The sequence below is a fragment of the Paenibacillus shunpengii genome, assembly GCF_042684905.1.
GTDB lineage: Bacteria > Bacillota > Bacilli > Paenibacillales > Paenibacillaceae > Paenibacillus > Paenibacillus shunpengii.
On sequence record NZ_JBHUMJ010000002.1, the window covers coordinates 2,090,944 to 2,113,237 of the forward strand.

27 protein-coding genes and 1 pseudogene are annotated in these 22,294 nt (G+C 41.5%); 7 read left to right on the forward strand and 21 right to left on the reverse strand.

Annotated elements, in window-relative coordinates:
• The first annotated feature begins 3 nt into the window (after positions 1-3).
• Positions 4-204: a hypothetical protein gene (locus tag ACFSVM_RS09760; RefSeq protein WP_379261752.1), complete on the forward strand. Its 201-nt coding sequence runs from the start codon at positions 4-6 to the stop codon at positions 202-204.
• A gap of 96 nt (positions 205-300) precedes the next feature.
• Here the strand turns inward: ACFSVM_RS09760 and ACFSVM_RS09765 are convergent, their stop codons facing one another.
• The 3 genes from ACFSVM_RS09765 to ACFSVM_RS09775 all read right to left on the reverse strand — a co-directional run bounded on the left by ACFSVM_RS09765 (position 301) and on the right by ACFSVM_RS09775 (position 3,250).
• Positions 301-1,692 (reverse strand): HAMP domain-containing sensor histidine kinase, encoded by a 1,392-nt coding sequence (locus ACFSVM_RS09765; RefSeq protein ID WP_379261754.1) that lies wholly within the window; start codon positions 1,690-1,692, stop codon positions 301-303.
• The gene (locus tag ACFSVM_RS09770; RefSeq protein ID WP_379261756.1) at positions 1,689-2,360 is read right to left on the reverse strand and encodes a response regulator transcription factor; all 672 of its coding nucleotides are present in this window, start codon (positions 2,358-2,360) and stop codon (positions 1,689-1,691) included. Before ACFSVM_RS09770 ends, ACFSVM_RS09765 begins: the two co-directional genes overlap by 4 nt.
• A 392-nt stretch (positions 2,361-2,752) precedes the next feature.
• A complete protein-coding gene (locus tag ACFSVM_RS09775) occupies positions 2,753-3,250 on the reverse strand; it encodes a DinB family protein (protein ID WP_379261758.1) in 498 nt (165 codons plus the stop codon).
• A 215-nt stretch (positions 3,251-3,465) separates the two neighbouring features.
• On the opposite strand from ACFSVM_RS09775, the gene ACFSVM_RS09780 reads away from it, so the two are divergent.
• On the forward strand, positions 3,466-3,771 hold the full coding sequence (locus tag ACFSVM_RS09780) for a hypothetical protein (RefSeq protein ID WP_379261760.1): 306 nt from the start codon (positions 3,466-3,468) through the stop codon (positions 3,769-3,771).
• A 109-nt stretch (positions 3,772-3,880) separates the two neighbouring features.
• Here the strand turns inward: ACFSVM_RS09780 and ACFSVM_RS09785 are convergent, their stop codons facing one another.
• The 15 genes and pseudogenes from ACFSVM_RS09785 to ACFSVM_RS09855 all read right to left on the reverse strand — a co-directional run bounded on the left by ACFSVM_RS09785 (position 3,881) and on the right by ACFSVM_RS09855 (position 15,754).
• Positions 3,881-4,231, reverse strand: coding sequence for a hypothetical protein (locus tag ACFSVM_RS09785; protein ID WP_379261761.1), 351 nt, complete (start codon positions 4,229-4,231; stop codon positions 3,881-3,883).
• A gap of 152 nt (positions 4,232-4,383) precedes the next feature.
• Positions 4,384-4,815, reverse strand: a complete 432-nt coding sequence (locus ACFSVM_RS09790; RefSeq protein WP_379261763.1) for a GNAT family N-acetyltransferase — start codon at positions 4,813-4,815, stop codon at positions 4,384-4,386.
• A gap of 241 nt (positions 4,816-5,056) precedes the next feature.
• Entirely contained in the window at positions 5,057-5,431 is a 375-nt protein-coding gene (locus tag ACFSVM_RS09795; protein WP_379261765.1) for a DUF2750 domain-containing protein, read from the reverse strand.
• Between the two features lie 76 nt (positions 5,432-5,507).
• Positions 5,508-5,951 (reverse strand): GNAT family N-acetyltransferase, encoded by a 444-nt coding sequence (locus tag ACFSVM_RS09800; protein ID WP_379261767.1) that lies wholly within the window; start codon positions 5,949-5,951, stop codon positions 5,508-5,510.
• 316 nt (positions 5,952-6,267) lie between these two features.
• Positions 6,268-7,005, reverse strand: a complete 738-nt coding sequence (gene pyrH / locus ACFSVM_RS09805; protein WP_379261769.1) for a UMP kinase — start codon at positions 7,003-7,005, stop codon at positions 6,268-6,270.
• Positions 7,006-7,915: 910 nt separating this feature from the next.
• Positions 7,916-8,731, reverse strand: coding sequence for an alpha/beta fold hydrolase (locus ACFSVM_RS09810; RefSeq protein WP_143757815.1), 816 nt, complete (start codon positions 8,729-8,731; stop codon positions 7,916-7,918).
• A 327-nt stretch (positions 8,732-9,058) separates the two neighbouring features.
• Positions 9,059-10,072 (reverse strand): NADP-dependent oxidoreductase, encoded by a 1,014-nt coding sequence (locus ACFSVM_RS09815; protein ID WP_076315805.1) that lies wholly within the window; start codon positions 10,070-10,072, stop codon positions 9,059-9,061.
• Between the two features lie 114 nt (positions 10,073-10,186).
• Positions 10,187-11,269: an alkene reductase gene (locus ACFSVM_RS09820; RefSeq protein ID WP_379261772.1), complete on the reverse strand. Its 1,083-nt coding sequence runs from the start codon at positions 11,267-11,269 to the stop codon at positions 10,187-10,189.
• A 28-nt stretch (positions 11,270-11,297) separates the two neighbouring features.
• Positions 11,298-12,110: an SDR family NAD(P)-dependent oxidoreductase gene (locus tag ACFSVM_RS09825; RefSeq protein ID WP_379261774.1), complete on the reverse strand. Its 813-nt coding sequence runs from the start codon at positions 12,108-12,110 to the stop codon at positions 11,298-11,300.
• Complete coding sequence (locus ACFSVM_RS09830) at positions 12,107-12,808, reverse strand: SDR family oxidoreductase (RefSeq protein ID WP_076315802.1); 702 nt, start codon at positions 12,806-12,808, stop codon at positions 12,107-12,109. The genes ACFSVM_RS09825 and ACFSVM_RS09830 overlap by 4 nt, the downstream gene beginning before the upstream one ends.
• 224 nt (positions 12,809-13,032) lie before the next feature.
• Positions 13,033-13,611 (reverse strand): TetR/AcrR family transcriptional regulator, encoded by a 579-nt coding sequence (locus ACFSVM_RS09835; protein WP_076315801.1) that lies wholly within the window; start codon positions 13,609-13,611, stop codon positions 13,033-13,035.
• A gap of 176 nt (positions 13,612-13,787) precedes the next feature.
• Positions 13,788-14,222: a tyrosine-type recombinase/integrase gene (locus ACFSVM_RS09840; protein WP_379262961.1), complete on the reverse strand. Its 435-nt coding sequence runs from the start codon at positions 14,220-14,222 to the stop codon at positions 13,788-13,790.
• Positions 14,153-14,629: a tyrosine-type recombinase/integrase gene (locus tag ACFSVM_RS09845; RefSeq protein ID WP_379261777.1), complete on the reverse strand. Its 477-nt coding sequence runs from the start codon at positions 14,627-14,629 to the stop codon at positions 14,153-14,155. Before ACFSVM_RS09845 ends, ACFSVM_RS09840 begins: the two co-directional genes overlap by 70 nt.
• Before the next feature lie 124 nt (positions 14,630-14,753).
• A complete protein-coding gene (locus ACFSVM_RS09850) occupies positions 14,754-15,179 on the reverse strand; it encodes a hypothetical protein (RefSeq protein ID WP_379261778.1) in 426 nt (141 codons plus the stop codon).
• 160 nt (positions 15,180-15,339) lie between these two features.
• A pseudogene (locus tag ACFSVM_RS09855) lies at positions 15,340-15,754 on the reverse strand (3-hydroxyacyl-ACP dehydratase FabZ).
• Between the two features lie 327 nt (positions 15,755-16,081).
• Here ACFSVM_RS09855 and ACFSVM_RS09860 point away from each other — a divergent pair.
• Positions 16,082-16,840: an SDR family oxidoreductase gene (locus tag ACFSVM_RS09860; protein ID WP_379261780.1), complete on the forward strand. Its 759-nt coding sequence runs from the start codon at positions 16,082-16,084 to the stop codon at positions 16,838-16,840.
• 52 nt (positions 16,841-16,892) lie between these two features.
• On the opposite strand, the gene ACFSVM_RS09865 is transcribed toward ACFSVM_RS09860, so the two are convergent.
• Positions 16,893-17,273 (reverse strand): MerR family transcriptional regulator, encoded by a 381-nt coding sequence (locus ACFSVM_RS09865; protein ID WP_076314074.1) that lies wholly within the window; start codon positions 17,271-17,273, stop codon positions 16,893-16,895.
• Between the two features lie 156 nt (positions 17,274-17,429).
• Here ACFSVM_RS09865 and ACFSVM_RS09870 point away from each other — a divergent pair, with 156 nt between their 5' ends.
• Both ACFSVM_RS09870 and ACFSVM_RS09875 read left to right on the forward strand, forming a co-directional pair.
• Positions 17,430-17,504: a hypothetical protein gene (locus ACFSVM_RS09870; protein ID WP_256702933.1), complete on the forward strand. Its 75-nt coding sequence runs from the start codon at positions 17,430-17,432 to the stop codon at positions 17,502-17,504.
• A 259-nt stretch (positions 17,505-17,763) separates the two neighbouring features.
• Complete coding sequence (locus tag ACFSVM_RS09875; protein WP_379261783.1) at positions 17,764-18,174, forward strand: imine reductase family protein; 411 nt, start codon at positions 17,764-17,766, stop codon at positions 18,172-18,174.
• 96 nt (positions 18,175-18,270) lie between these two features.
• On the opposite strand, the gene ACFSVM_RS09880 is transcribed toward ACFSVM_RS09875, so the two are convergent.
• Entirely contained in the window at positions 18,271-18,531 is a 261-nt protein-coding gene (locus tag ACFSVM_RS09880; RefSeq protein ID WP_076314073.1) for a beta-galactosidase, read from the reverse strand.
• Between the two features lie 144 nt (positions 18,532-18,675).
• Positions 18,676-19,500 carry an AraC family transcriptional regulator gene (locus ACFSVM_RS09885; RefSeq protein WP_379261785.1) on the reverse strand — a complete coding sequence of 275 codons (825 nt, stop codon included), beginning with the start codon at positions 19,498-19,500 and terminating at the stop codon, positions 18,676-18,678.
• Positions 19,501-19,624: 124 nt separating this feature from the next.
• Here ACFSVM_RS09885 and ACFSVM_RS09890 point away from each other — a divergent pair, with 124 nt between their 5' ends.
• Both ACFSVM_RS09890 and ACFSVM_RS09895 read left to right on the forward strand, forming a co-directional pair.
• Entirely contained in the window at positions 19,625-21,442 is a 1,818-nt protein-coding gene (locus tag ACFSVM_RS09890; protein ID WP_379261787.1) for an alpha-galactosidase, read from the forward strand.
• A gap of 43 nt (positions 21,443-21,485) precedes the next feature.
• On the forward strand, positions 21,486-22,199 hold the full coding sequence (locus ACFSVM_RS09895; protein ID WP_379261789.1) for a rhodanese-like domain-containing protein: 714 nt from the start codon (positions 21,486-21,488) through the stop codon (positions 22,197-22,199).
• Positions 22,200-22,294: the final 95 nt, after the last annotated feature.

Here is a 22,294-nt window from a genome sequence, read left to right on the forward strand (position 1 = left end):
CGCATGTATGAAATCAAGCAAAAGCGTGTAGCCACCGCATTATTTCGTCTTCCAGACGGACAGGAGATGGAGTTCGAGCTTCATTCCACGGCTGTCATCGATAATGACCCCGGATTGCACTGGTGTTTCTTTGTTCCGGTCCCAGGTTCAGGCACGGAGGAGATATTATTGTATTTACTTAAACAAGACAAGCGGCTCCCATAGAAGGTTACCGGGCGTGCCTATTAGACAGGCTTACCGCTCTGGATTTGATACATCCGCTTGCATTAATGACATTATATGCTCTCTCCTCCCTTATCTTTATGACTTGATGGATCGTGACAGGGGCAAGCGCACTTTGAACTTTGTTCCGACTCCAGGAGTGCTCTCTACTTCAACCGTTCCTTGGTGCAAATCAACGATTTGTTTCACAATGGATAGACCTAGGCCAGTACCTTCCTTCGGTCTTGAAGGATCTACACGATAGAACTTATCAAATATATAAGGGAGATCCTCCTCCTCTACGCCAATCCCGGTATCTCTAAATATGACTTCCACGCTCTTGCCTAATGGAACGATGGAAACATCAATAAGCCCCCCGGGCTTGTTATATTTCACAGCATTGGTCAATAGGTTATCCCATATGTTTTCGAGCAGCTTCTTATCACCATATATCGTAGTTGATGGCAAAATATACGATACATCAATGTTTGCTTCCTCAATTCTCCACCAATACTTTCGAATGACTTCTTTTATCTGAAGATCCAATTGTAGATCGGTATAAGTCATTGGGTACGACTCTTGATCAAGTGAAGTGACCACTAGGAGTTGATTGGTTAGATTAGACAAACGCTGGGTTTCTTTCTCAATTATTGCTGCATACTCCATTCGTTCACTATCATCTATTACAGGAGATTTCAAGAGCTGGGCATAGCCTTGAATACTCATGAGAGGAGACTGATAGTCATGAGAAACGTTACTTATGAATGTTTTTCTTGCCAGATCATTGTGACGCAGCTTTATTTGCATAAGATGAAAGCTTGAGGCAAGTTGCCCTATCTCATCCTTTCTAGAAATATGCAAATGATAATTATAATTTTCGACAGCTATTTGCTTCGTCGCTTCTGTTAAATAAGAAATGGACTTTGTCATATGCCTAGCCAGCAACAACATACCTAGAACATTGACAACTGCAATAATAAGCAGGAATACAATCAACAACTTGTGAAAATCGGTGGTTACCGTATCATTACTTGCCCTGATATACAAACCATATGCAGTTTCACCCTTATGATAAGGAACACCTACCGTGTTCCGCAATTCATTATCAAAATGGCTAAACATACCGTTTTTTAAATGACGAACGCCATGGTAAACTTCTCCACCTTGTACGATCTCTTTTGCAGAGTCAGACAATGGATGACTACTATTAAACGGTTCACCAAAGACATAGGTATCTCCCTCAAAATTATCGAGGTGAATCTGGTATCCAAGTAGAGCTACTGAATCTAGATACTCAAATACAGCTTCTGTAGATAATGGTGTATTCTCTAGAAAATCGACGACATGATACGCAATTTCAACCAACTGTTCATCTGTATTATGCTTCGTTACATCCGTATAATAAGTATTTACAATAAGAAACCCTATTAACGTACTAATGAATAACGTAGTCAAAGCAGCTGTAACAAATTGTTTATACAAGCTATTCATACTAAAACCTCTATTTTGTAACCCACTCCACGAACGGTCTGAATCTCAACGTTAGCTTCATGACGTTTCAGTCGATCTCGAATGCGATTAATATGTGTATTTAGTGTGGATTCCAGATTCTCCTCGCTGTCTCCCCAGACTTCCTCCATTAGAAAACTTCGAGTGACCACTTTAGGAGCATATGAAAACATCAGAGAGAGTAATTCAAACTCTTTCATCGGCATTAACATCGTCTCTTTCCCAATTCTCATTTCGAAACTTCGATGGTCCAATTGAACGTTACCGATCTCCAGTACGGATTGGACGGAGCGATCCATTCTCCTAAGAACCACGGCCATTCGGAACAGCAGCTCTTGGGGTTCAAACGGTTTTACAATATAATCTTCGGTTCCGGCTAAATATCCCTTCTCTTTGTCTTCGATCTGTCCCCTCGCTGTAAGGAGTATGACAGGAATAGATAATTCCTCAGTGAGGCATCTCGTTAATTGAAACCCGTTCATTCCGGGCATCATTACATCAACAATAGCCAGATCCACATGAGATTCTTCTAACAACAGAAGCGCCTCTTCTGCGTTGTTTGCAGTTATCACTTTATATCCTTGCTTTGTTAAGTGTATGGAAACGAGTTGCCGTATATTAAAGTCATCATCTACTACAAGAATCTTCATACAACTTCTCCTTAGATAAACTGAACTAATAAGCAATATAATAACCGTTGAATCTAAACCCAATGTCAACTCTCACAACCTACTTTATGACGGCTATCATTTCTATGTAACAAAATTACTCACAATAAACATGTTTATATCCTCTAGGCATGCAAAAAAGGCATACAAAACATAAAGCAGCTGCCACAGGGCAACTGCTTTATAATCTCATATTTATTAGCTGTCCAAAGCTATCCCACAACGCTGATTACCAACGAATAGGAATAATTTCGGTTGGCATACAGCGTATATTCAGGATGTGTCCAAGACCCCCAGCTGTCCTTCGTGGTGATCTTCGGAAAGGCCTGTTTCTTCTGTTTTGGACTACGCTGATTCATTCGTTGAACGTTCGTTCATTTGCCTTCTTCATCAGCAGTAGGACCGTAGAGGCCTGGCAATGGAATATCAAGGAGCCGCAAATACACTCCAAGCTGCGCCCGGTGGTGAATCATGTGATTTAATCCGAAGGTGCGAAGTGCGATTGCCCGCGGTTGGCGCAGGATGATATGGTCACCATTCCGCAAGGTCCATTCCTCACTTAGCGTATTCTCATCACAGTCGGCTAACAGCTGCTGAAGCTTGACGACGTTCGCGTCGAATTCCTCCAGCACGTCATTGCGTGTTTCCAAGGCTTCCCGCCGAAGCGGAATGGTCGATAAATCAAATTCTGGATAAAGAAATATGGCGATTTGCCAGTTCAGCAGGTTGATCAGATGTGTGGCTAGCCCGCCCAACGTCATCGATTTCACGTGTGGTTTCCACGTCATATGCTCCTCGGGCAAGCGCTCCAGAATATGGCGCGTCATGGTCAGCTCCTGCATCGCGTCCCCAACGATCAGTTGTTTCACCATTGAATCCCTCGTCCCCCTTGTGTGAAATGTACTCCTTACATACTAGCATATATTGTAAGTATTCTACCGCTAGCTTAAAGTAACTTCAATTATTGTTTTGTTTTATAAGTAGTTTGTATTATTAGTTTTTGATATACTTTTATTGGAAAAAATGCTGATTGGTCGCGGGATCTTTCTTGGACTTATATGTCTAGTAATACGGAGGTTTTGTTCTTATGTTAAGAAATAGAAAAAATCATAATAAGTTATTTTATTCAACTGGAATTTTGTTAATTGTGATTATTATTTTTATCTACCTTTCCATTAAAACTGGAGTGGGAAGTGCTGTAGTAAAATTAGATAGAATCAACGAAAAATCAATCCATGTAACATATATGGATAACATTACTCATAAAGGAATTGGGGTTCCACAAATCGTGACACCCTTTCTCGAAGAAGGAAAAGAATATTATATAAGATTTAATAAAAACTTTTTTGGCCAACCCAAAGCTCTAACAATCGAGGAAGCTTATCCCGAGTGAAAATATTAATATCTTCAGCAAGCTTTTTTATATGAGAAATTCTGGCTTGTTTAACCCAAAAAATTTTAGTTAACCTGTCCATAAGTGAACAAAGCTGCCGATCATTTGATCAGCTGCTTTCTTCGATGCCATTTTGCAATAACGATCCTGCATAAACTCCTTCTAAACGAGCATAGTTTTTTGTTCCATTGTTAGCGATAGAGTAAACTAACCCTCCACTATCTCCACCAATTGCTCCGGATAGCGTAGTGACAACTACATCTTGTGTATCTCCAGGAATGTTAAAGTTTCGTAAAAAATGCGCCGCCATATCCACGCAGTATATCTTCAAACCGTGCACCATGTTCTCTTTTTCTTCTGTTATAGGATAACTTCTTCTATTTTTAATCGTTGCATCAAAGTTAACGGTTTGTATTGCCTCAGAATTTGCTGGTGTTGGTGAAGATGTACATAATACCACATATTGGAACTGAACTGCCCTTTACTTCAACAACAGCTGCAGCTGATCCTCCGATCTGCTGCAGCTTTGTTGATTGAACTATAGTTCTCCTTTAGCGTAACAAGCAATATTCATTCAGATGCTTTCATGCTTGTGCCTCGTCAAAAAAGGACTTACAGTTTTTTGTATGCAATTTTTCTATAATCTACAAACCCTTGCTTGTTATAGAAATTACTGGCGTGTTCATTATTAGCAAAATAACTTAGTTCAATCAGGTCTATCCCCTTACTCCTGGCAATTTCATATATATGATTCATAAGATGCGATCCATATCCTCTCCTTTTCTGCCCTTCTATGATACTGAGGTCATGCACTAATACAGATCTTCTCTCTTTCGTTATGGTATCTTCAGGATATTCGATGATTTCGATGCATGCGTAGCCAAGTGCTTCTCCCATATCCTCCAAAACTAAATAAGCCCTATTCTCATTCATCACCAACTGCTTAAATGATTCTCGAATACCTTCGAAGTTATATGTCACAAACAACTCTGGGTATAACGTTACATGTAATTCGTGTATGTGTTTATTTAAGCGTGCAAGCAATTCATAATCTGTAGTTTGGGTAATTTTCGTAACTATCCCTCCACTTTCTGATAATTTTGAAATTTAACTTATTTGAGTACTTTAGTTTATTTACATATTCCCGAAACCTCCTCTTATTTCCTTTTTTATGACTTGTTTTTCTGTGTTATCCTGCCCTTTAGCTTAATAAAAAAGAGAGCTGCCGTTGTGACAAATTGCTCCTGAATAGCTGAACTAACGTTTCCCGTTAGCGTAACGTTGTTCAGTACTTTTCAAGTTCTTGATCCAAATCGTTTAGCAGTACGTTAACCGTAAGAACAGCTGAATCATTTCTATTCCAAAAAATTGATGGCTTATACTGGTCTTCCTCAATACCTGGTAACCACTCATTGATAAACTCATCTAAAGAGATACTCTGTGCTTTATAATTAGACCACTCTCCAAAAGCACAATATTCCGCAAATTCTCTCTTTGGCCAGAATGGAATCATCATGCTTCCATCGTCGTCTGAAGTCATTGCCCATCCGTCATCATACAATCCCCAAACTTCTTCAAAATCAACAACCTTCTTAATAAAATACTCATATCGAATATTCGCGGGAAGTTTTATAACTGCTTCAAATTCTTTATGATTCAAAATTATCTTCTCCTAGTGATTAAACTAAAGTTACCCGTTAATTCAATGGTTAGTTAAATGAAAAAGTGGTTATCAATTAGTCAATTCTAATAATCTTATCAAAACAGTATGAATCTTTGTCATAGCCATTATGCTCATAGAAAGCGTGGGCATCAGTTCGTTTCATCCCAGTACATAGAATAATGCTGGAGATTCCGCTGTCTGTCGCATAATTTTCAGTGTATCGTAGCAGTTCAGTTCCTACCTTAAGACGTTGAAAATCATGATGAACGGCAAGTCCAGTTATATGCAGATAACCATTCGCAGACCCTACAGCTAATGAATGGACTATAGATATGAATCCAACAACATGATTCCCAAGTAACGCTACAAACGTTTTGTAATTACCTGCTCTGATCATCTTGTCCATCGTAACACGAAAGTTCTCATTCGTAACAGTATGTACGCCCAGTACATCATTCCATAAGATAACAACTTCAGTATAATCTTTTGATAAAATTTCTCGTATCTTAATTTTCATATCCTCCCTCCGTAAAATATGTTTGCGAAGATAGGATTCGACAATTGATGAAGCAATCCTGTCCGTGTAACCGTTCATTGATCAGTTGCCTTCTTTGTATTATTAAGTTAACGTTTCCCGTTAGTTCAACAATTTCACATGGTTATGATACCCTTCACCGTGATGTATCTAAGCACAAAGTACAGTTTGAACACAAGATATACATATCAGTATAAACACAAACCCACTCCTTTGGCGGAATGGTTTGTGTTTATAACTTTTCTTTTATGGAACTATTGTTCCGCTAAATCAAGGAGAGTAGTAGTTCTAACCTATTTCATTCCATCTCTAAAACTGATTCGCCACTAATTATCGTACCGTTATTCTTACCTTCGCAAATTTCTTTCATCGAGCCTGGTTTATCGAAGTTAAACACATGCATTGGCAGATTGTAGTCTCTTGCTAAAATGAAAGCTGATTGGTCCATTACCTTTAAGTTGTGTTTTAAAACGTCGTTGTAATGAAGCGAACGAAATTTCCTTGCATCTTTATCAAATTTAGGGTCTGCATTAAGAACACCATCAACACCTTGCTTTGCAACTAATAAAGCGTCACAATTAACCTCGATGGCTCTTTGTACTGAAGGATAGTCTGTTGTAACGTAAGGTTGACCGTTCCCCCCTGCAAAAATTACAATATAGCCTTTTTCTAGATGGTGGATTGCTCTTAGACGGATGTATGGTTCTGCAACTGAAGTAATAGGTATTGCCGTCATTACTCGTACTTCCTTTTTGGTCTTGGCTTTAAGAACTCCACGAAGCATTAAACTATTTACTACAGTCGCAAGCGTCCCAATGTTATCAGCTTCTGCCCTTTCTATCCCCCAGCTTTCCGCCATATTACCTCTGAAAATGTTACCCCCACCTATAACTAACGATACTTCAACGCCTAAGTTTACTACTGACATAATTTCATCCGCAATATGGTCTAACCTTTCTGGCTCAAAACCAAATTCAGAGTTTCCTGCTACTGCTCCACCACTTAGCTTAACGAGAACCCTTTTGTACCTTGACAATTCTTACACCCCCATAAAATAAAAAACACTAAAGCAATAAATGCTTTAGTGTCCTAATGGAATGGAAATATGAAATTACGCAAGTCGACTGAATGTAAGTCTTCTGTTTCCACCTCATACTCCCACTCCTTCCATTTTTTCCATCAAATAATTTTACATTACGTGAAGGTAAATTGCAATGATCGCAACCTACATATTTTACTTGTTATCATATCGCTTTAAATTATATTCAAAGTCGGTCGATGGATGTGCTAACGTCATTTCTGAAAGTGCCAAGCACAAGTTTGATGTAAACCTTCGACACCTCGCCAGACCACTCCAGAAGCCGTTCTACACCTTACTCCCAAAACAAAACTGTATCGGTCTATTATTGGAAGCCAATACTTTCCCGCTTCCGCCTTTATTAAGCATGTCAAAAAGTATAGATTATGATTATTAAACTAACCTGCCCGTTAGCTTAATGAGAAAGCTGTAATATTTATTAGATATTTATTAGATATCTATCTAATCGGTAATAGGTACATGTTCTTGTCCATTCCGGCAATCGGTACATGTTCTTGTCCTTGACTCGGGACACGAACTTGTACCGATAACATAAAAAAGCCGCTTAATTAGCGACTTCAATGGGAATATGTTCTTGTCCCCCGACAGGTCGTAAAATAGAAATTAATATTTGCAAAGTTCTGATATTCTATATTCAATTACAGTACTTCCCATGTGTTCACGACGTCCCCCGACTTAAGCGAACGATAGTGAGCGGCCGCGATGTGGTTAGTCGGTGCGGATGTGTCCCGGCATCTACTTCTTCGACTTAACTTCCGGGACCGAGACGGCTTGTCCGGAGATGAGTGAACACATTGTTATAGGATGTCAGCGACTTCTTCGAAATTCCTGAATTATTCTTTCCACATTAAATTAAAAATTTTAAAATATGTGATAACAAAACTGCTGGTTGATCTTCTTGAACTAAATGTCCTGCTTCAGGGATAGTAACAAACTGTGATGTCTTTATCTCACTATGCAATTTGTGCCCCTTTTCAATTGGAACCCATTTGTCTTGCCTCCCCCAAACAATTAATACTGGTATCTTAATTTCTCCATATTTATCTTCAATTTCATCTGTATATTTTTGGCTAGCTTGGGCTATTTGACGATAGAATGCAGGCTGACCCGTTGATCCAAGCCAAGGATTTAATATACCTTTTAAAGTTTCATCATTCATTGGTTTATATGTTGCCCCTTGAACATATGCAGAAACCATAGCCTTATGTATATAACTAGGAACTCCTTGAAAAGCTGATTCATATTTGTTTACGTGTGAGAAGAAAGTAGAACCCCAAGGTGCTACTGCCACGGGATCAATTAGAATAAGCTTTTTAAAGTCACGTTTATTTAACATGTGTGTTCTTAAAACAGTTGTTCCGCCAAAATCATGTCCAATAGCATACGGATCCTTAAGTTCCCAATGATTTAATAGTTCTACAAAGACTTTGTTCTGTACGCCTAGCGAGACATCTCCATCATTTTTTTCAGATTCACCATAACCTAAAAGATCATAATAATACACGGTAAACCATTGACTTAATGCGGGAATGATGTGCCGCCAATTAAAAGATGACCAAGGAGTGCCATGCACAAGGACTAAAGGAGGACCTTCACCCATGATTCCATAACATACTGTTCCATAAGTTGAAGAGAATCTTCTTGTTAAATTTATATTCTGCATAAATCTAACCTCCTATTTTTATCGTAATGATAAACAACTTGGCATAATTTATTAGTCTTGTATTAGTCTTGTTTTTCGCTGATTTCCTATAACGTCTTATTCACGAACTTCGTAAATAATTCCATATGTAGGGTATTCGCGAAACTTTTGAACTATCCTGCCCATTCGTAATGAAAACAAGGAGCAGCTGCCGAGGCAAACTACTCCTTGTTTGATTGAACTATCGTTTCCCGTTAGCTTAATAAATTGGTATACAATAATTGAATAACAAACCCATACCTAATGTTCCCCCTCTCAGGGCACGTCAAAGAGTTTATCAGGATCGACTTAAAAATTTATAATCACCTTCCCTTTTGGACGCCCAGTAGCGACCTGTTCTAATGCTTCATTTATTTCTCCTATAGTAAATCTTTTATGATGAAGCGGTGGAACAATGTTGTATTCTTCAATTACTTTTGTTATTTCCCTTAATTGTGAACCGTCAGAGCGAACGAAGAGAAATCGATATTCCACTTCATGCTTCTTGGCTTTGTTGTCGTATTTTGCGCCAGCAAGCGTAAAAAGTTTCTGTTTCCACCAAGGAAAGTTATTATTTTCGGCGAATTGTTTATTGGGCCCTGTACGGAGAGAGAGCAACTTACCTCCGGGTTTAATGATTTTTAATTCATTATCAAATTCTTTTACTCCTAAGGTATCTATTACATAATCGACCTTAGACACCACATCAACGTAGTTTTCCTTGGTGTAATCTATATATTGGTCCGCACCAATTTCAAGAGTACGTCCGCGTGCTTGCGAGTTCCCACTAACAATAACATGTAAACCCATTGCCCTTGCAATTGGGACGGCCATCTGACCAAAGCTACCCGATCCACCTGGGATAAAAACGGATTCACCTGGTCTTGCCTCTAGTTCCTCATGTAAGCCCTGATAAGCTGTAAGTCCAGTCAACGCTGCAGCAGCAGCTTCTTCATAGGATAAATTTTTTGGCATAGGTGCAATTGCAGCAGCGTCAATTGCAGCATATTCCGCAAAAGCACCAATTTTTTTGAGTGGTAGACGTGTGTAAATCTTATCTCCTGTATAATAACCCTTCACATTTTTACCTACTTTTTCAATAACTCCGGCCAATTCATTACCAAGTGTTAATGGAAGTTCATAATCTTGAATCAACTTCACACTACCTGTAAGAATTAACATTTCGAGAGGATTAACTGCTGCAGATTTTACTCTTACCAAAACTTCGTTATCGTCGATTTCAGGAATTGGAATTTCGTTAACTTGAACTTGAATTTGTTTTGAGTACTTGTTTATTTGTGCTGCCTTCATATGTGTGTTCACTATAATCAGCATCCTTCCGCTAGTGAATATGGTTAGTTTTTGTGTTAGAAAGAATCATGGCGTACAATTTTGTGTTGTACGCCAGTTCATCATGATTTTATTGCTCGTATTTACTTACTCCTGTTGTAATTTTAATTCTTCCATAGAAGGATAATCTGTATAACCCAAGCTTCCGTTACCCGCATATAATGTATTAGGTTCAACATCATTTAATGGATAACCATTTTTAAGTCGGTCAACTAAATCCGGATTAGCTAAGGACCAAATACCGACTGGGACTACGTCAGCAACTCCATTATCGAGATCCACACTAATATCTTCAAGTGCTCTTCCTGCTCGATTGACCAATAATGAGTTTGTCCAAATTGAACGAATCTCACGAAGCAGTTTTTCGTTCCCTAAATGCATAACATGGAGATATGCTAGATTATGTTTAGCTAATTCTTTTACAAGATACTGATATACTTCAGGTCCTTGTTCTCCTTCATCAATGCCTCCAAGAGGTGTTCCTGGTGAAATACGAAACCCGGTTCTTTCAGGCCCAATTTCTTCAACGACTGCTTTTGTAACCTCAATTGCAAAGCGAGCACGATTCTCCACAGTTCCACCGTATTTATCGTCTCGTTTATTTGAATTTTCGCCAATGAATTGATTGATTAAATAACCGTTAGCTCCATGAATTTCAACCCCATCAGCACCGGCTTTAATTGCTGCTGCTGCTGCTTTACGAAAGTCTGCAATCGTATTTTGAATGTCTTCTTCACTTAGCTCTCGTGGGTCAGGTATTTCCTGCATCCCTTTACTAGTAAACATTTCTGCGCCAGGCGCAATGGCAGATGGTGCAACTGCTTGACGATGATGCGGAGTATTGTCAGGATGGGACATACGTCCCACATGCATCAATTGTATAAACATATATCCACCCGCATCATGCACAGCATTCGTAACCTTTTTCCAACCTTCTATATGCTTATCAGTATATATACCAGGTGAATTTAAATAACCTTGTCCATCCTCAGAAGGCTGTGTACCTTCACTAATAATTAATCCCATAGATGCTCTTTGAGAATAATAAAGAGGACTTAGTTCTCCTGGCGTACCATCTTCTTGCGCTCTGCTACGTGTCATTGGAGCCATCGCTAATCGATGGGGTAATTCCATATTGCCAACTTTCGTTTTGCTCCATAGTTTCTCCATTTAAAAAATTCCTCTCTTTGTATGAAGTTTATTTATTGAATCCAATGTGATGTGTTTTATGATCGCTCTTAGCCTGTGCGTATCTGACTCCACTTGTCATCATCTTGCGAGGCAGCAATCGAGGTAAAAAAGCCATAAATTTGTTTCTTCCCCCTGTTACGATTACAGTCTTGCCGCGCAAGAATTCGCGATATCCTATGTCAGCCACCCGTTCAACCTCCATTACGCCGCTTCTAAACAGCTTTGAAGTAGCTAGTCCAGCACGATCGACAAATCCAGTCGCTGTCGGTCCCGGACAGAGTGCAGAAACAGTCACTCCTGTGCCACGCAGCTCATTCTCCAAGGCCTCAGTGAACGATAATACGTACGCTTTAGTTGCATAGTAAACTGCCATCAGTGGTCCAGGAAAAAAACCCACCAACGAAGCCACATTCAGCACGCCTCCTTGGTGCCGTTTGACCATATCCGGTAAGAACACTTTAGTCATTACAGTCAGAGCTTTGATATTAATGTCAATCATATTTGTTTCTTGCTCTAACGGTGTATCCAAGAATTTCCCATATAAGCCGAAACCTGCATTATTAACAAGAACGTCGATGATGATTTCTTTTTCTTTAAGCTCCCTGTAGATTTCCTCTGCCACGCCAGGTAACGCAACATCTTTGGCGATATATGTCGTATGAACACGGTACTTTTCCTGATACTCCCTCGCGAGATCCACAAGCTTATCCTCGCTGCGAGCGACCAACACTAAGTTGTATCCGTCTTTAGCAAAACGATCTGCCAGCTCTTTTCCAATTCCACCCGATGCTCCGGTAATGAGTACAGTTTTTGCCATCATTTAAGCTGTGGGTAAATAGCAGCTATACCACCAGCGAGAGCATGCTGGATTTGACGGCTCGGTTCATCAGCAAGAATCTCAAAGCTATCGGACTCTATTCCATCAATTGCAATTTTTGCAATATCAGCGGGGTTGGATTTCGGAACTTCTATACCTGATGTCATATCTGTATCCATAAAGCCCACATGCAAGCCTGCTACTCTCACATTTTGAGGATAGAGATTTAAGCGCAACTCGTTCGTCATTGCCCATTCAGCCGCCTTGGCAGCCGAATAAGCTCCTTCGCCCCCTCCAGTGCTAAACCATGATAATGCGGAGAGAATGTTCAGAATTGATCCCCCACCATTTTTAATAAGAATTGGTGCAAAATTCCGAATCATAGATAATGAGCCAAAGAAGTGCGTATTAAATTCCAACTGTATCTGATCAAGATCACCGTTAAGTAAAGTCGCACCTGTGGCCGATCCTGCATTGTTAATCAGAAGCGTAACATCTTGAGCCATCAAAGCAGCTGCTTCAACCTGTTGTAGGTTAGTAATATCAAGTTTTACTGGTATAGCACCCGGAATATCAATGGTCTCTGGATTTCTAGCACCTGCATAAACTTTGGCTCCTCTCGATAGTAATTCAAGTGCTAGATGACGACCAAAACCTCGGTTTGCTCCTGTGACAAATGCCACTTGTTCTGATATTTTCATTTTAATAACTCCTTTATCTCGGTTTGAATTTTAGTTTAGGGAGAAGTATTTTATTAAAGGAGAATGATCGTTCTAATAACTATAAAAAATGAAGGAAGATTCATTTATCTTACAAATGTAGATTATAGCAAGCTTTTTGAGAATGATCATTCTAGAAAAAGCATAATCGATCACGATTATGCCTTGTTTAAGTCTAGGCTCACTGTTCGAGACATCAAGCGTAATTACTCATATAAAAGTTTAAGGGATACTTCGGCTATTCGATGTAATTTCTCTTTGGGCATCGAAGTCCTAGTCATTACTCTTAGCCCTACACAAACCGTATGCAAGTGTTCGGCAAGTTCATCAGCATTATTTGCTGTGCTAAACTCGCCATTCCGCTGCCCCCATATAATAATATCTTTGAGCAATTGCTCAGATATTTTAAAAGATTCAGTGGATTTCGAATCAACATCAGCATCACGCATTGCCAATTCCACGGCTGAATTAACCATTAAACAACCCGACGGAGAATCTTCTTCACCATATATCATGTAGTCAAAGATAAGCTGAAGTGCCTCTGTCGCGGTATCAGAGCGTTTAACTTTACCCGTAAGCCCAGCATCCACTTTATTGTGAAAACGATCCATCGCTTTCAAAAATAGTGAATGCTTGTCGCCAAATGTGTCATATATGCTTCTTCTGTGAATCCCCATATGTTCTACAAGGTCACTCATAGATGTTTTTTCATAACCCTGTTCCCAAAAAAGCTTCATTGCTTTATCTAACACTACATTCTCTTCAAATTCTTTATTTCTTGCCATTCTAGTCCCCCCTGAAAAAAACATAACATATTGAGAACGATCAGTAAAGAAAAGAAACTATAATTCAATTAATTGTCACTTTTTTTATTAAACTAACCTGCCCGTTAGTTAAGAAAACGGCAGTCGTTGTTTCTATCCACCGTTATACATTCTAAATATATATAATTATAATTTCATTAAAAGAATCGGCGATATAGCTCTCGGCGCCGCTCCCCACGTAGTTGAGCATAGATTTGAGTGGTCGATGCTTTTTCATGTCCTAACATACCTTGAATAAACTCTAATGGGGCTCCGTTATCCAGAAGCTGACAAGCATATGTATGCCTAAATCTGTGAGGATAAACATTTGCTTTTATCTCACCCCGTGTTGCAATCCTTTTTAAAGTCCATCTAATTGTCGGAATGGCCATTCTTCGTATAGGTTGTGTTTCCGTAACAAACAGTGCTCTACTGGTATCTTTCCTACTTTCAAGATATTTTCTTAACCACACCTTACATTCGATTGTAAAGTATACCTCTCTTTGTTTTGATCCTTTGCCATTTACAATAGCTGAACAGTTGTCCCAATTAAGGTCTTCGATATTAATTTCTCCACTTCTCCAACCCGGCAGCCTGTACTATACAAGAATTCAAGCAGTGCTCTTTCCTTTAATGATTGGCAGCAGATTTTCAAGTGAATGACATCTTCTTCAATTAAGAATTTCGGCACACGTTTCTCTGTTTTAGGCTCACGCAATTTTAAAGAAGGGTTCACTGTTATATAGTTTTCTTCGTAAGCAAACCGAAAAAATGAACGGACAAAGCGAATACGATGCCCCAAACTGTTTGGCTTCAACCGATCAGAGTGCTTTGCTAGATATTCCTTCAGCAGGATCAGAGTAACCTCCGATATATCTAAATCTCCCAATCCACGTATTAACATTTTCAACTGCAGAGCATAGGCTTTTAATGTCTTCGGACTGAATCCCTGTATACGTTTATCTGCTTCATACAATCGCCATAACTCGCTTATCAACATAAATAAAACCTCCTATAAAAGAGCTACTAAATCTAGTTTGCTTCTATTAGGAGGTTTTAATCTTATATGTGATTGAATTAGCGTTTCCCGTTAGTTTCATCATAATGCCAATACAAGGTTTATACTAAATGTATGGTAAGGCATTCCAGTATAAGTGACCTTCCGAAAGAAAGAAAGGAGAGGTTGGATCATCTTGGAAGGGACTTTGGAATTTATTTACACCTTCATTAGCTACGATGACATAGGTCGTTTCCTCTCCCTTATTTTTAACCATATCTCCTACCTTTAAGGTGGACAACTCTGGATCAGTAATGGCTACGTTTAATAACTCTTCTGTCCAAGTTTCCCCTTGATCCCTACTAACCGTACACAATTTCATACGCGGCTCGTGTCGATGATGATTTACATAGTTGAATACTGCGTCCAGAATGATTTGTGCATCGCTTTTGTCCATTTCGTAACTATAGCCGACATCTAACCTCCGCTCCCCGAGAGCAGCCTTTCGTTTTATCCTACGTACTTTCCTTTTATCTAAATTGTCTTTACTCATCTTGACTCAACTCCAAAAATATTAATCAGGAAATCAGACTCTATTCATTCAAAAGTACTTCTGTCTGCATCCAGTAGTTAAAGACGAGCTATTCGGCATTTTTGTTGCATTATCCTAACAGATAACTGCACACGTTGCCAATGATGTCCACAGGCTGCCGTTAGTGTCGGCAGGCCCGTCTTATTAAGCTCTTGTTCCCCAGTGCCCCAATTAAATTGAAGGCGAACATGATCTCAGCTTCACAAACCAATTCATTGTCAACTGTGGCTATGCCTTTTCCTTTTACAATCTGTCCTTTAATTCGAGTTACCTCAAATTCAAGATGGAGTTGAAGTCCTGGTTTTACTTGCTTTTTGAAAAGACAATTATCAATACCGGTCAATAACCCTATCTTGTTGGAATTGCATTCTTCATCAGTCATTACGATACCATCAACCTGTGCCAGTGCCTCCACAACTAATAAGGTTCGTTGATTGTTACATTTTCTTTCCTTCAACAACTTCTAAGATTTTATCGACCAATAGAAAAGGATATCTATGTGGGATAACCTCTTTAATTTTATTGATATCAAACATGGGATTGCCTCCTCTAAGAATGGCTTATTGCCATTCTAAAGCTACTTCACCTGTTAATTTGGTCATTTCCACGTTAAACTACCAGTTACTTCAACGAACAGGAGCAGGCGCCGCGCGACCTGCTCCTGTAAAAATTATCTAACTATCGTTTCCCGTTAGTTCAATGACAGCCTCTTTAATACTCAATTCAAAATTTTATGGGATTGACACATGGAGAACATCCCTATTTATCAGCGATAAATCAGTTGACCTTCACGCTAATGTGAAGCTTTATACTGTCCTTAGTAAGTCGGCAACAAACATTAGGAAACGAGGAGGAGCAAGATCATGAAGGGATATGAAGGAAAGAAAGCTGTTATAACGGGCGGTACTCACGGTATGGGAATGGCTGTTGCTAAATCATTGCTGGCGGGGGGAGCCGAAGTCATATTGACAGGACGCAATCTAAAAAATGTAGAAGACGCGAGACGGGTACTCGGAGAACAGGCATATGTCATTCAGTCCGATGTGTCGCTATTGGAGGATATTGATACATTAGGTGCTTACGTCGCGGAACGGTTCGGTAAGATTGACTTCGTCCACATCAATGCAGGTATCGCAACGCTCGAGCCTTTCACGGAAGTGACCGAAAGCTCTTACGACAAGACATTTGACGTTAATACGAAGGGAGCATTCTTTACGGTTCAACGTCTAGCTCCGTTCATTCGAGAAGGCGGATCGATCATATTAACGTCATCCGTCGCAGATGAGGGCGGGACCCCGGGAATGAGCGTTTACGGCGCTTCAAAAGCAGCGCTGAGATCGCTTGCCTCAGGTTTTGCTGCTGAACTGTTGCCGCGGGGCATACGCGTCAATGTGGTTAGTCCCGGTTTCATTAATACGCCGACGATGGGTGTGGCAGGCTTCTCGGAGTCAGAACGGGCTGCCTTTGAGAAGCTTGGCGACCAGATTACACCAATGAAACGCCATGGCTCGCCAGAGGAGGTGGCCAAGGCGGTATTGTTTCTCGCCTTCGAGGCCACCTATACAACAGGAGCCAAATTGACAGTAGATGGCGGCCTAGGTCAACGTCTTTCCGTGGAATAGGAGAATGGTAGCGCAGAAGACCGGCGTGTCCATGCCTATAATCTTAGACTCGCTAGACAGAAGCCCGCAGGTTCTCCGTTTTGCTGGCAAGCGTAAGCGCAACCTGCCGTTCTAGGAGCCGCTTCAATTGCAGCATGGAATCGATCTGGCCTTTCACCTTGCGTAATTTTTCTTCGTAGATTTCATGCATTTCTTCACAGTATTCGTAATCATCCGGCGACGCAACCTCACACTGGAACAGGCTCCTTATTTCATCTGCCGTAAAGCCAAGCTTCAAGTAGAGCTGAATTGACCGGATCCGTTCGACGGCAGATTCGTTGAAATCACGGTAATCGTTCTCAAGTCTTTCGGCAGTGAGCAACCCTTTTTCTTCATAATGTCGTATTGCGCGCGTGCTGACATTTGTCAGTCGGGATAATTCGCTTATTTTCATAAATCAAGCCTCCTTGCAACTAGTATTAATCCCATTATATGCCAATGTTTCAAGGAATTAAAGTTAAGGAGGAAAACCATAAAAGAATACTCGTCTAATAAAAACTCAGACAAGGAAACCGATTTTATCCATATTACCGTCATTGGGTTCGGGAATATGGGCCAAGCTTTGGCGGCTGCTTATCTAGCGGCAGGTCACCCTGTGACTGTCTGGAATCCATCTACGGAATAAGCCGAGCGTCTAGTAGGCAACGGGGCAGTTCGAGCTGAAACAGCAGCAGAGGCCGTTAAAGTAGGGCAGTGTAATTGTGGTCTGTTTGTCGACATATGAAGTTGTTAAAAGCACACTGATGCCGCTCGATGCGGAGCTCGCCGGCACGTCAGCATCAACTTGACCACCGGAACTCGAGATGCAGCGCATCGCATGGAGGAATGGATTCTGAGCAAGAAAATCGATTATTTGGATGGGGCAATCATGGGCGGTTCCCCCGTTGATCGGTAGTCCAGACGCACTTATCCTCTACGGCGGCAGAAAGGAACTCTTTGATGCGTATCAGCCGATCCTTCAAGTTATGGAGGGAAGCACAACCTATTTTAGCGAAGATACGGGTGTGGAACTCTTGTATGATCTAGCAATGCTTACGATGTTGTACGGCGCTTGGTACAGCTATTTTCATGCCCATGCGTTGCTGCGTACGGCCAATGCTTCTGCGGAGAACTTCTTGCCTTATGCAAGCTATTGGCTGCATGCATTGACAAGTAAGGACTCCGCCCGCATCTTGGATGAAGGGTTATATATGACGGAGTTGTCCAACATGGCGGTCAATAAGCTAAGACTGGATATCATCGTCAAGAGCAGCCGGAAGTTGGGTGTGACAGCCGACTGGTTGCTCCCCATTTAGACTGTCGCCGATCAAATGGTAGCCAAAGGATATGGCAATGACGGTTTCGAGCACGTCTTCGAGACAATGATTAACCGCCCTGTACCAACACTTTTTTTAACACTCCCACCATACTTTCAGATTTTGAGGTGTAAATAGCGCAATTATCAGCTTCAGAGTCAAAAGACTTTGGTACCTGGTATATTCAACTTCAAATAGCCAGCCAGACGCATACCGGCCTTCCTCCGGCTCTAGGCGCGACCAGGCGAATTCGGCCACGCGAATCAGGAGGACTCCCGTATCGCGCATTAGCCTTGCATCCTGCTCCCACATCGACCGCTCCCAGTGCTCCGGATAATAGTCAACAACCATTCTCATTTCATATCCACCCCTATATCCCAATACTGTCACATTAAATTATCGCTTTCATTGTGAACCAAGATTATCAAGGCATGGAATTGCACGAAATAGACAGTAGTGTGCACAAAAAAATGACGCACCCATCGTGCGTCATTTACGTTTTTATTCATAGTTATTTATGGACTGTTGATAGAAAACACGTTCTCTCCATTGCGTGGGGGTCATATTAAAGTGTTTTTTAAACAGCTTTGAAAATTCCATCTGATTGTCATATCCGACACTATTGGCAACTTCTTTTATGGTCATGCTGCTCTTTTTGAGAGATTGCGAAGCCATCTCCATTTTAAGAGAAATAATAAATTGCTGCGTGCTTATGCCGCAAATGCTTTTGAAGATGCGTGCCAGGTGACTGCGGTCTATGTTTAAAAAATGGGCAATTTCGGAAACGGCTATCCGTTTGTGCACATTGCTTCTTATATAGTTTTTGGCATAAGAGACATAGGTTTCTGCCGTATTCTCATCTTTTGTCAATAATTTGCCCTTCGTAAGCGCCGCGATAAACGGCCAAAAATGGCTCATGATCGTTTCAAAGTCGGTCCAGCCTAAATCGATTATATTCTTCAGCGCGTTTCCGACGCCGTTATCATCATTTATGACGTGGTTCTCATGCGAGAAGCCTGTCACGGACATCATCTTCTCCGAGAAGCTGCCGTCAAACTCTATCCAGCGATACAGCCACGGATCATGGTCATCCGCCTTATAATAGGCCGTTTGTTTCGGATAGATCAGGAAAAACTGTCCCGCGTGTACTTGATAAACTTTTTTATTAATATGCAGCTCGCCATGCCCGCTGTAAATGTAATGGATGAGATAGAAGTTACGCGCCGCGGGCCCGAAGGAATATCCGTTATCGCACTGCTGTTCCCCATATTGCATGGGATAAATATCGGATGAGATTAAAGGACTTTTCGCATAGTAGAGTTTCATTGTATTCAGCTCCCGGAACTACTATATCACATTTCCCCATAATCACTCGATAAAAACACATTTATCTACTTCACTATTTATCCTATCATAACAATAAAAATGCAACTTGCGAGGAGGATTTCTTATGGAGAAAGTATCAGCTAAAGTTACATCAAGGACAGCGCCGGACAAGATCATGGATCCCGACTACATGTTTCCGGCTTTCTCGAACGGCAAGGTGCTTCTGAATAAAAAGCAGGGCCGCCTCCCTGCCATGGGCTGGAACAGCTGGAATGCCTTCGGCAGCAAGAACAGCGAGACACTCACAAAGTTGATGGCGGACGCGATCGTCGATTTGGGGCTTGCGGAGCTGGGATACAAGTATGTCGTGCTCGATGACGGCTGCTATAAGTCCGAACGCGTCAACGGGTTGCTTTCAAACGAAACGATTAAATTTCCAAGCGGCTTTAAGGCGCTATCCGATTACATCCACGGCAAGGGACTTAAATTCGGTATGTACAATGATATAGGCACCCATCTTTGCGCAGGCTCCGCGGTAGGCACCTGCGGCTTTGAGGATGTCGACACGAGGTCTTATATAGAATGGGGGGTTGACTTTATCAAAGTGGATAATTGCTACTACCTCTGGGACAACGCCACGTTCTCGGACTCCACAAACGCCAAATATTCCTACGCCCCGAATATCAGAAGCATTACGGTTACGGGCGAAGAACTGAATATCACTTTAAATGCTGTTAATGACGGTGTGCTTCTAGGCCAAGGTGCATCAAAAAATAGCGGCGACTACGTGACCCATATCGGCACCTTCGACGGAACAAACGTGGGGACAACACCTGTAGGCGACCGCTGGGGAGAGCTGGCGTTTACCGTAAACGTGCCAGAAGGCGGAAACTACGCCATAACCGTTAATTACGCAAGCGGCGAGGAGAATGGCACGGGACGCTGGCTTCAGCTTGCGGTTGGAAGCGCAGAGAATGAAACCCGATATTTCGATGATTTGCTTCCTCTTACCGAAAGTACGGCTGCCTTTGCAGATTCGGAAGAAATAACGGTTTCCCTAAATGAAGGAGAGAACATCATACGTCTTATGAATCATAGAAGACAAGAAAATACGCTTAATTCCTATGCGGTTTTGCTGGAAGGCTTGAACAAGGCTGACCCTAACCATGATATTGTATTCTCCATTTGCGAATGGGGAAAAACGCAGCCGCAAAACTGGGGATATAAGGTTGGTGACTCCTGGCGTATTCTTAACGACATAACCTTCAGCGTCGGCTCCGATGGAAATCCGGGCTCCGCCGAATGGAGTTCGAACCATACCGCAAGCATAACCTCGCAATATAGCAAGGCGGTTATTATGGATGAGTTTGCCGGGCTTGATAAGGGGTGGAACGATCCCGATATGCTTGTCATCGGTATGAACGGGATTACAACGACCATGAGCAAAACGCATATGACGATGTGGTGCATGATGAATTCTCCGATTATGCTTGGAATGGATTTAAGACGGATTGCTAAGGGCGACGAGCTATGGAGGATTATTGCGAACAAAGAGGTCATCGCCTTGAACCAGGATTCCCTCGGTGTCCAAGCCAAAAGAATTTACTGCTCTATCGATCATGCCAATCCCGATACGGCCTATATTGCGAATAACAACCGGGTCGATATTCTGGCAAAGCCTCTTGCGAACGGAGATATGGCCATATCCTTTATCAATCTCAGCGACTCGAAAGATACGACGGAGCACTCCGTTGATGTAAGCCGCATTATCGATTATCTTGGACATAAAATGGTTGATATTGAAACATTCAAACATGCAGCAAGCTATTGCCTAAAGGATTTATGGACAGGCGAGGTGACAACGAGCATTTCAAAGACCTTCTCTGTTACAGGCATTGACGCCTATGACAATGTTACCCTAAGAGTTACTCCTGTATTATAAGCTGATGATTGAGGATCTTATTACTACCGAACAGTTTGTGACCATGGTCATTAGAAGCATAAAAGGCCATATAGAGCCAACGCGCGGCAGTTGGTCGTCAGGCTATATGGATTACGCGTTGTATAAGGGAATAATTGAGGACTATGATCTAACCAACATAAGCAAACCCATTGAGCGCCGTTCCGCTGCAAGAATCGTTCATGAGGCCCTTCTGACCGAATTCGGAGAAAGAGACGAGCAGGATTGGTCGGCGGCAGAATATCTTAGGGACTTGTATTCCTGCCGTACCTGCGTCATGCACATCGCGCAGATATATGTAAAAGGTATAATGCACGGACGTGACCCATACCTGTTCGATGCAGCGGGCAGCTTAACTCGTGTGGAAGCAGAAGTAATTGTAGCAAGAATGCTTGATAGGGAGCAGCGTATTCCTCGGACTGAGGGCAGAGTATTTCAAAGTAAGCATCTGACCCCTGATGAAGCATGGGAGCTGATGGTGAGTGACCCTACGGCAATGCTAGTCGATGTGCGTACGAATGAGGATTATCGAACAGGGCATATCCGAGGAAGCATTTGTATACCGTTACAGGATATCTTCAATAACCCGTTCTCGGTGTGCGTGCGAAAGGATACTCCATTAATCCTTTACTGTCAAAAGGGGTATAAAAGTTCTATAGCTTCACAAGCCCTTATAGATGCGGGTTATAGCAGAGTTTATACGATTCCAGGAATAGCGCAGTATTCGTACCCTTTGTAATAGGAGACCGGCTGCTTCCGCTGTCCTCATAATAGCCCCCGTCTTTGATGTCAAAGATGGGGGTTATTTGATCCTTGCTTGTTATCTCAGCCTCT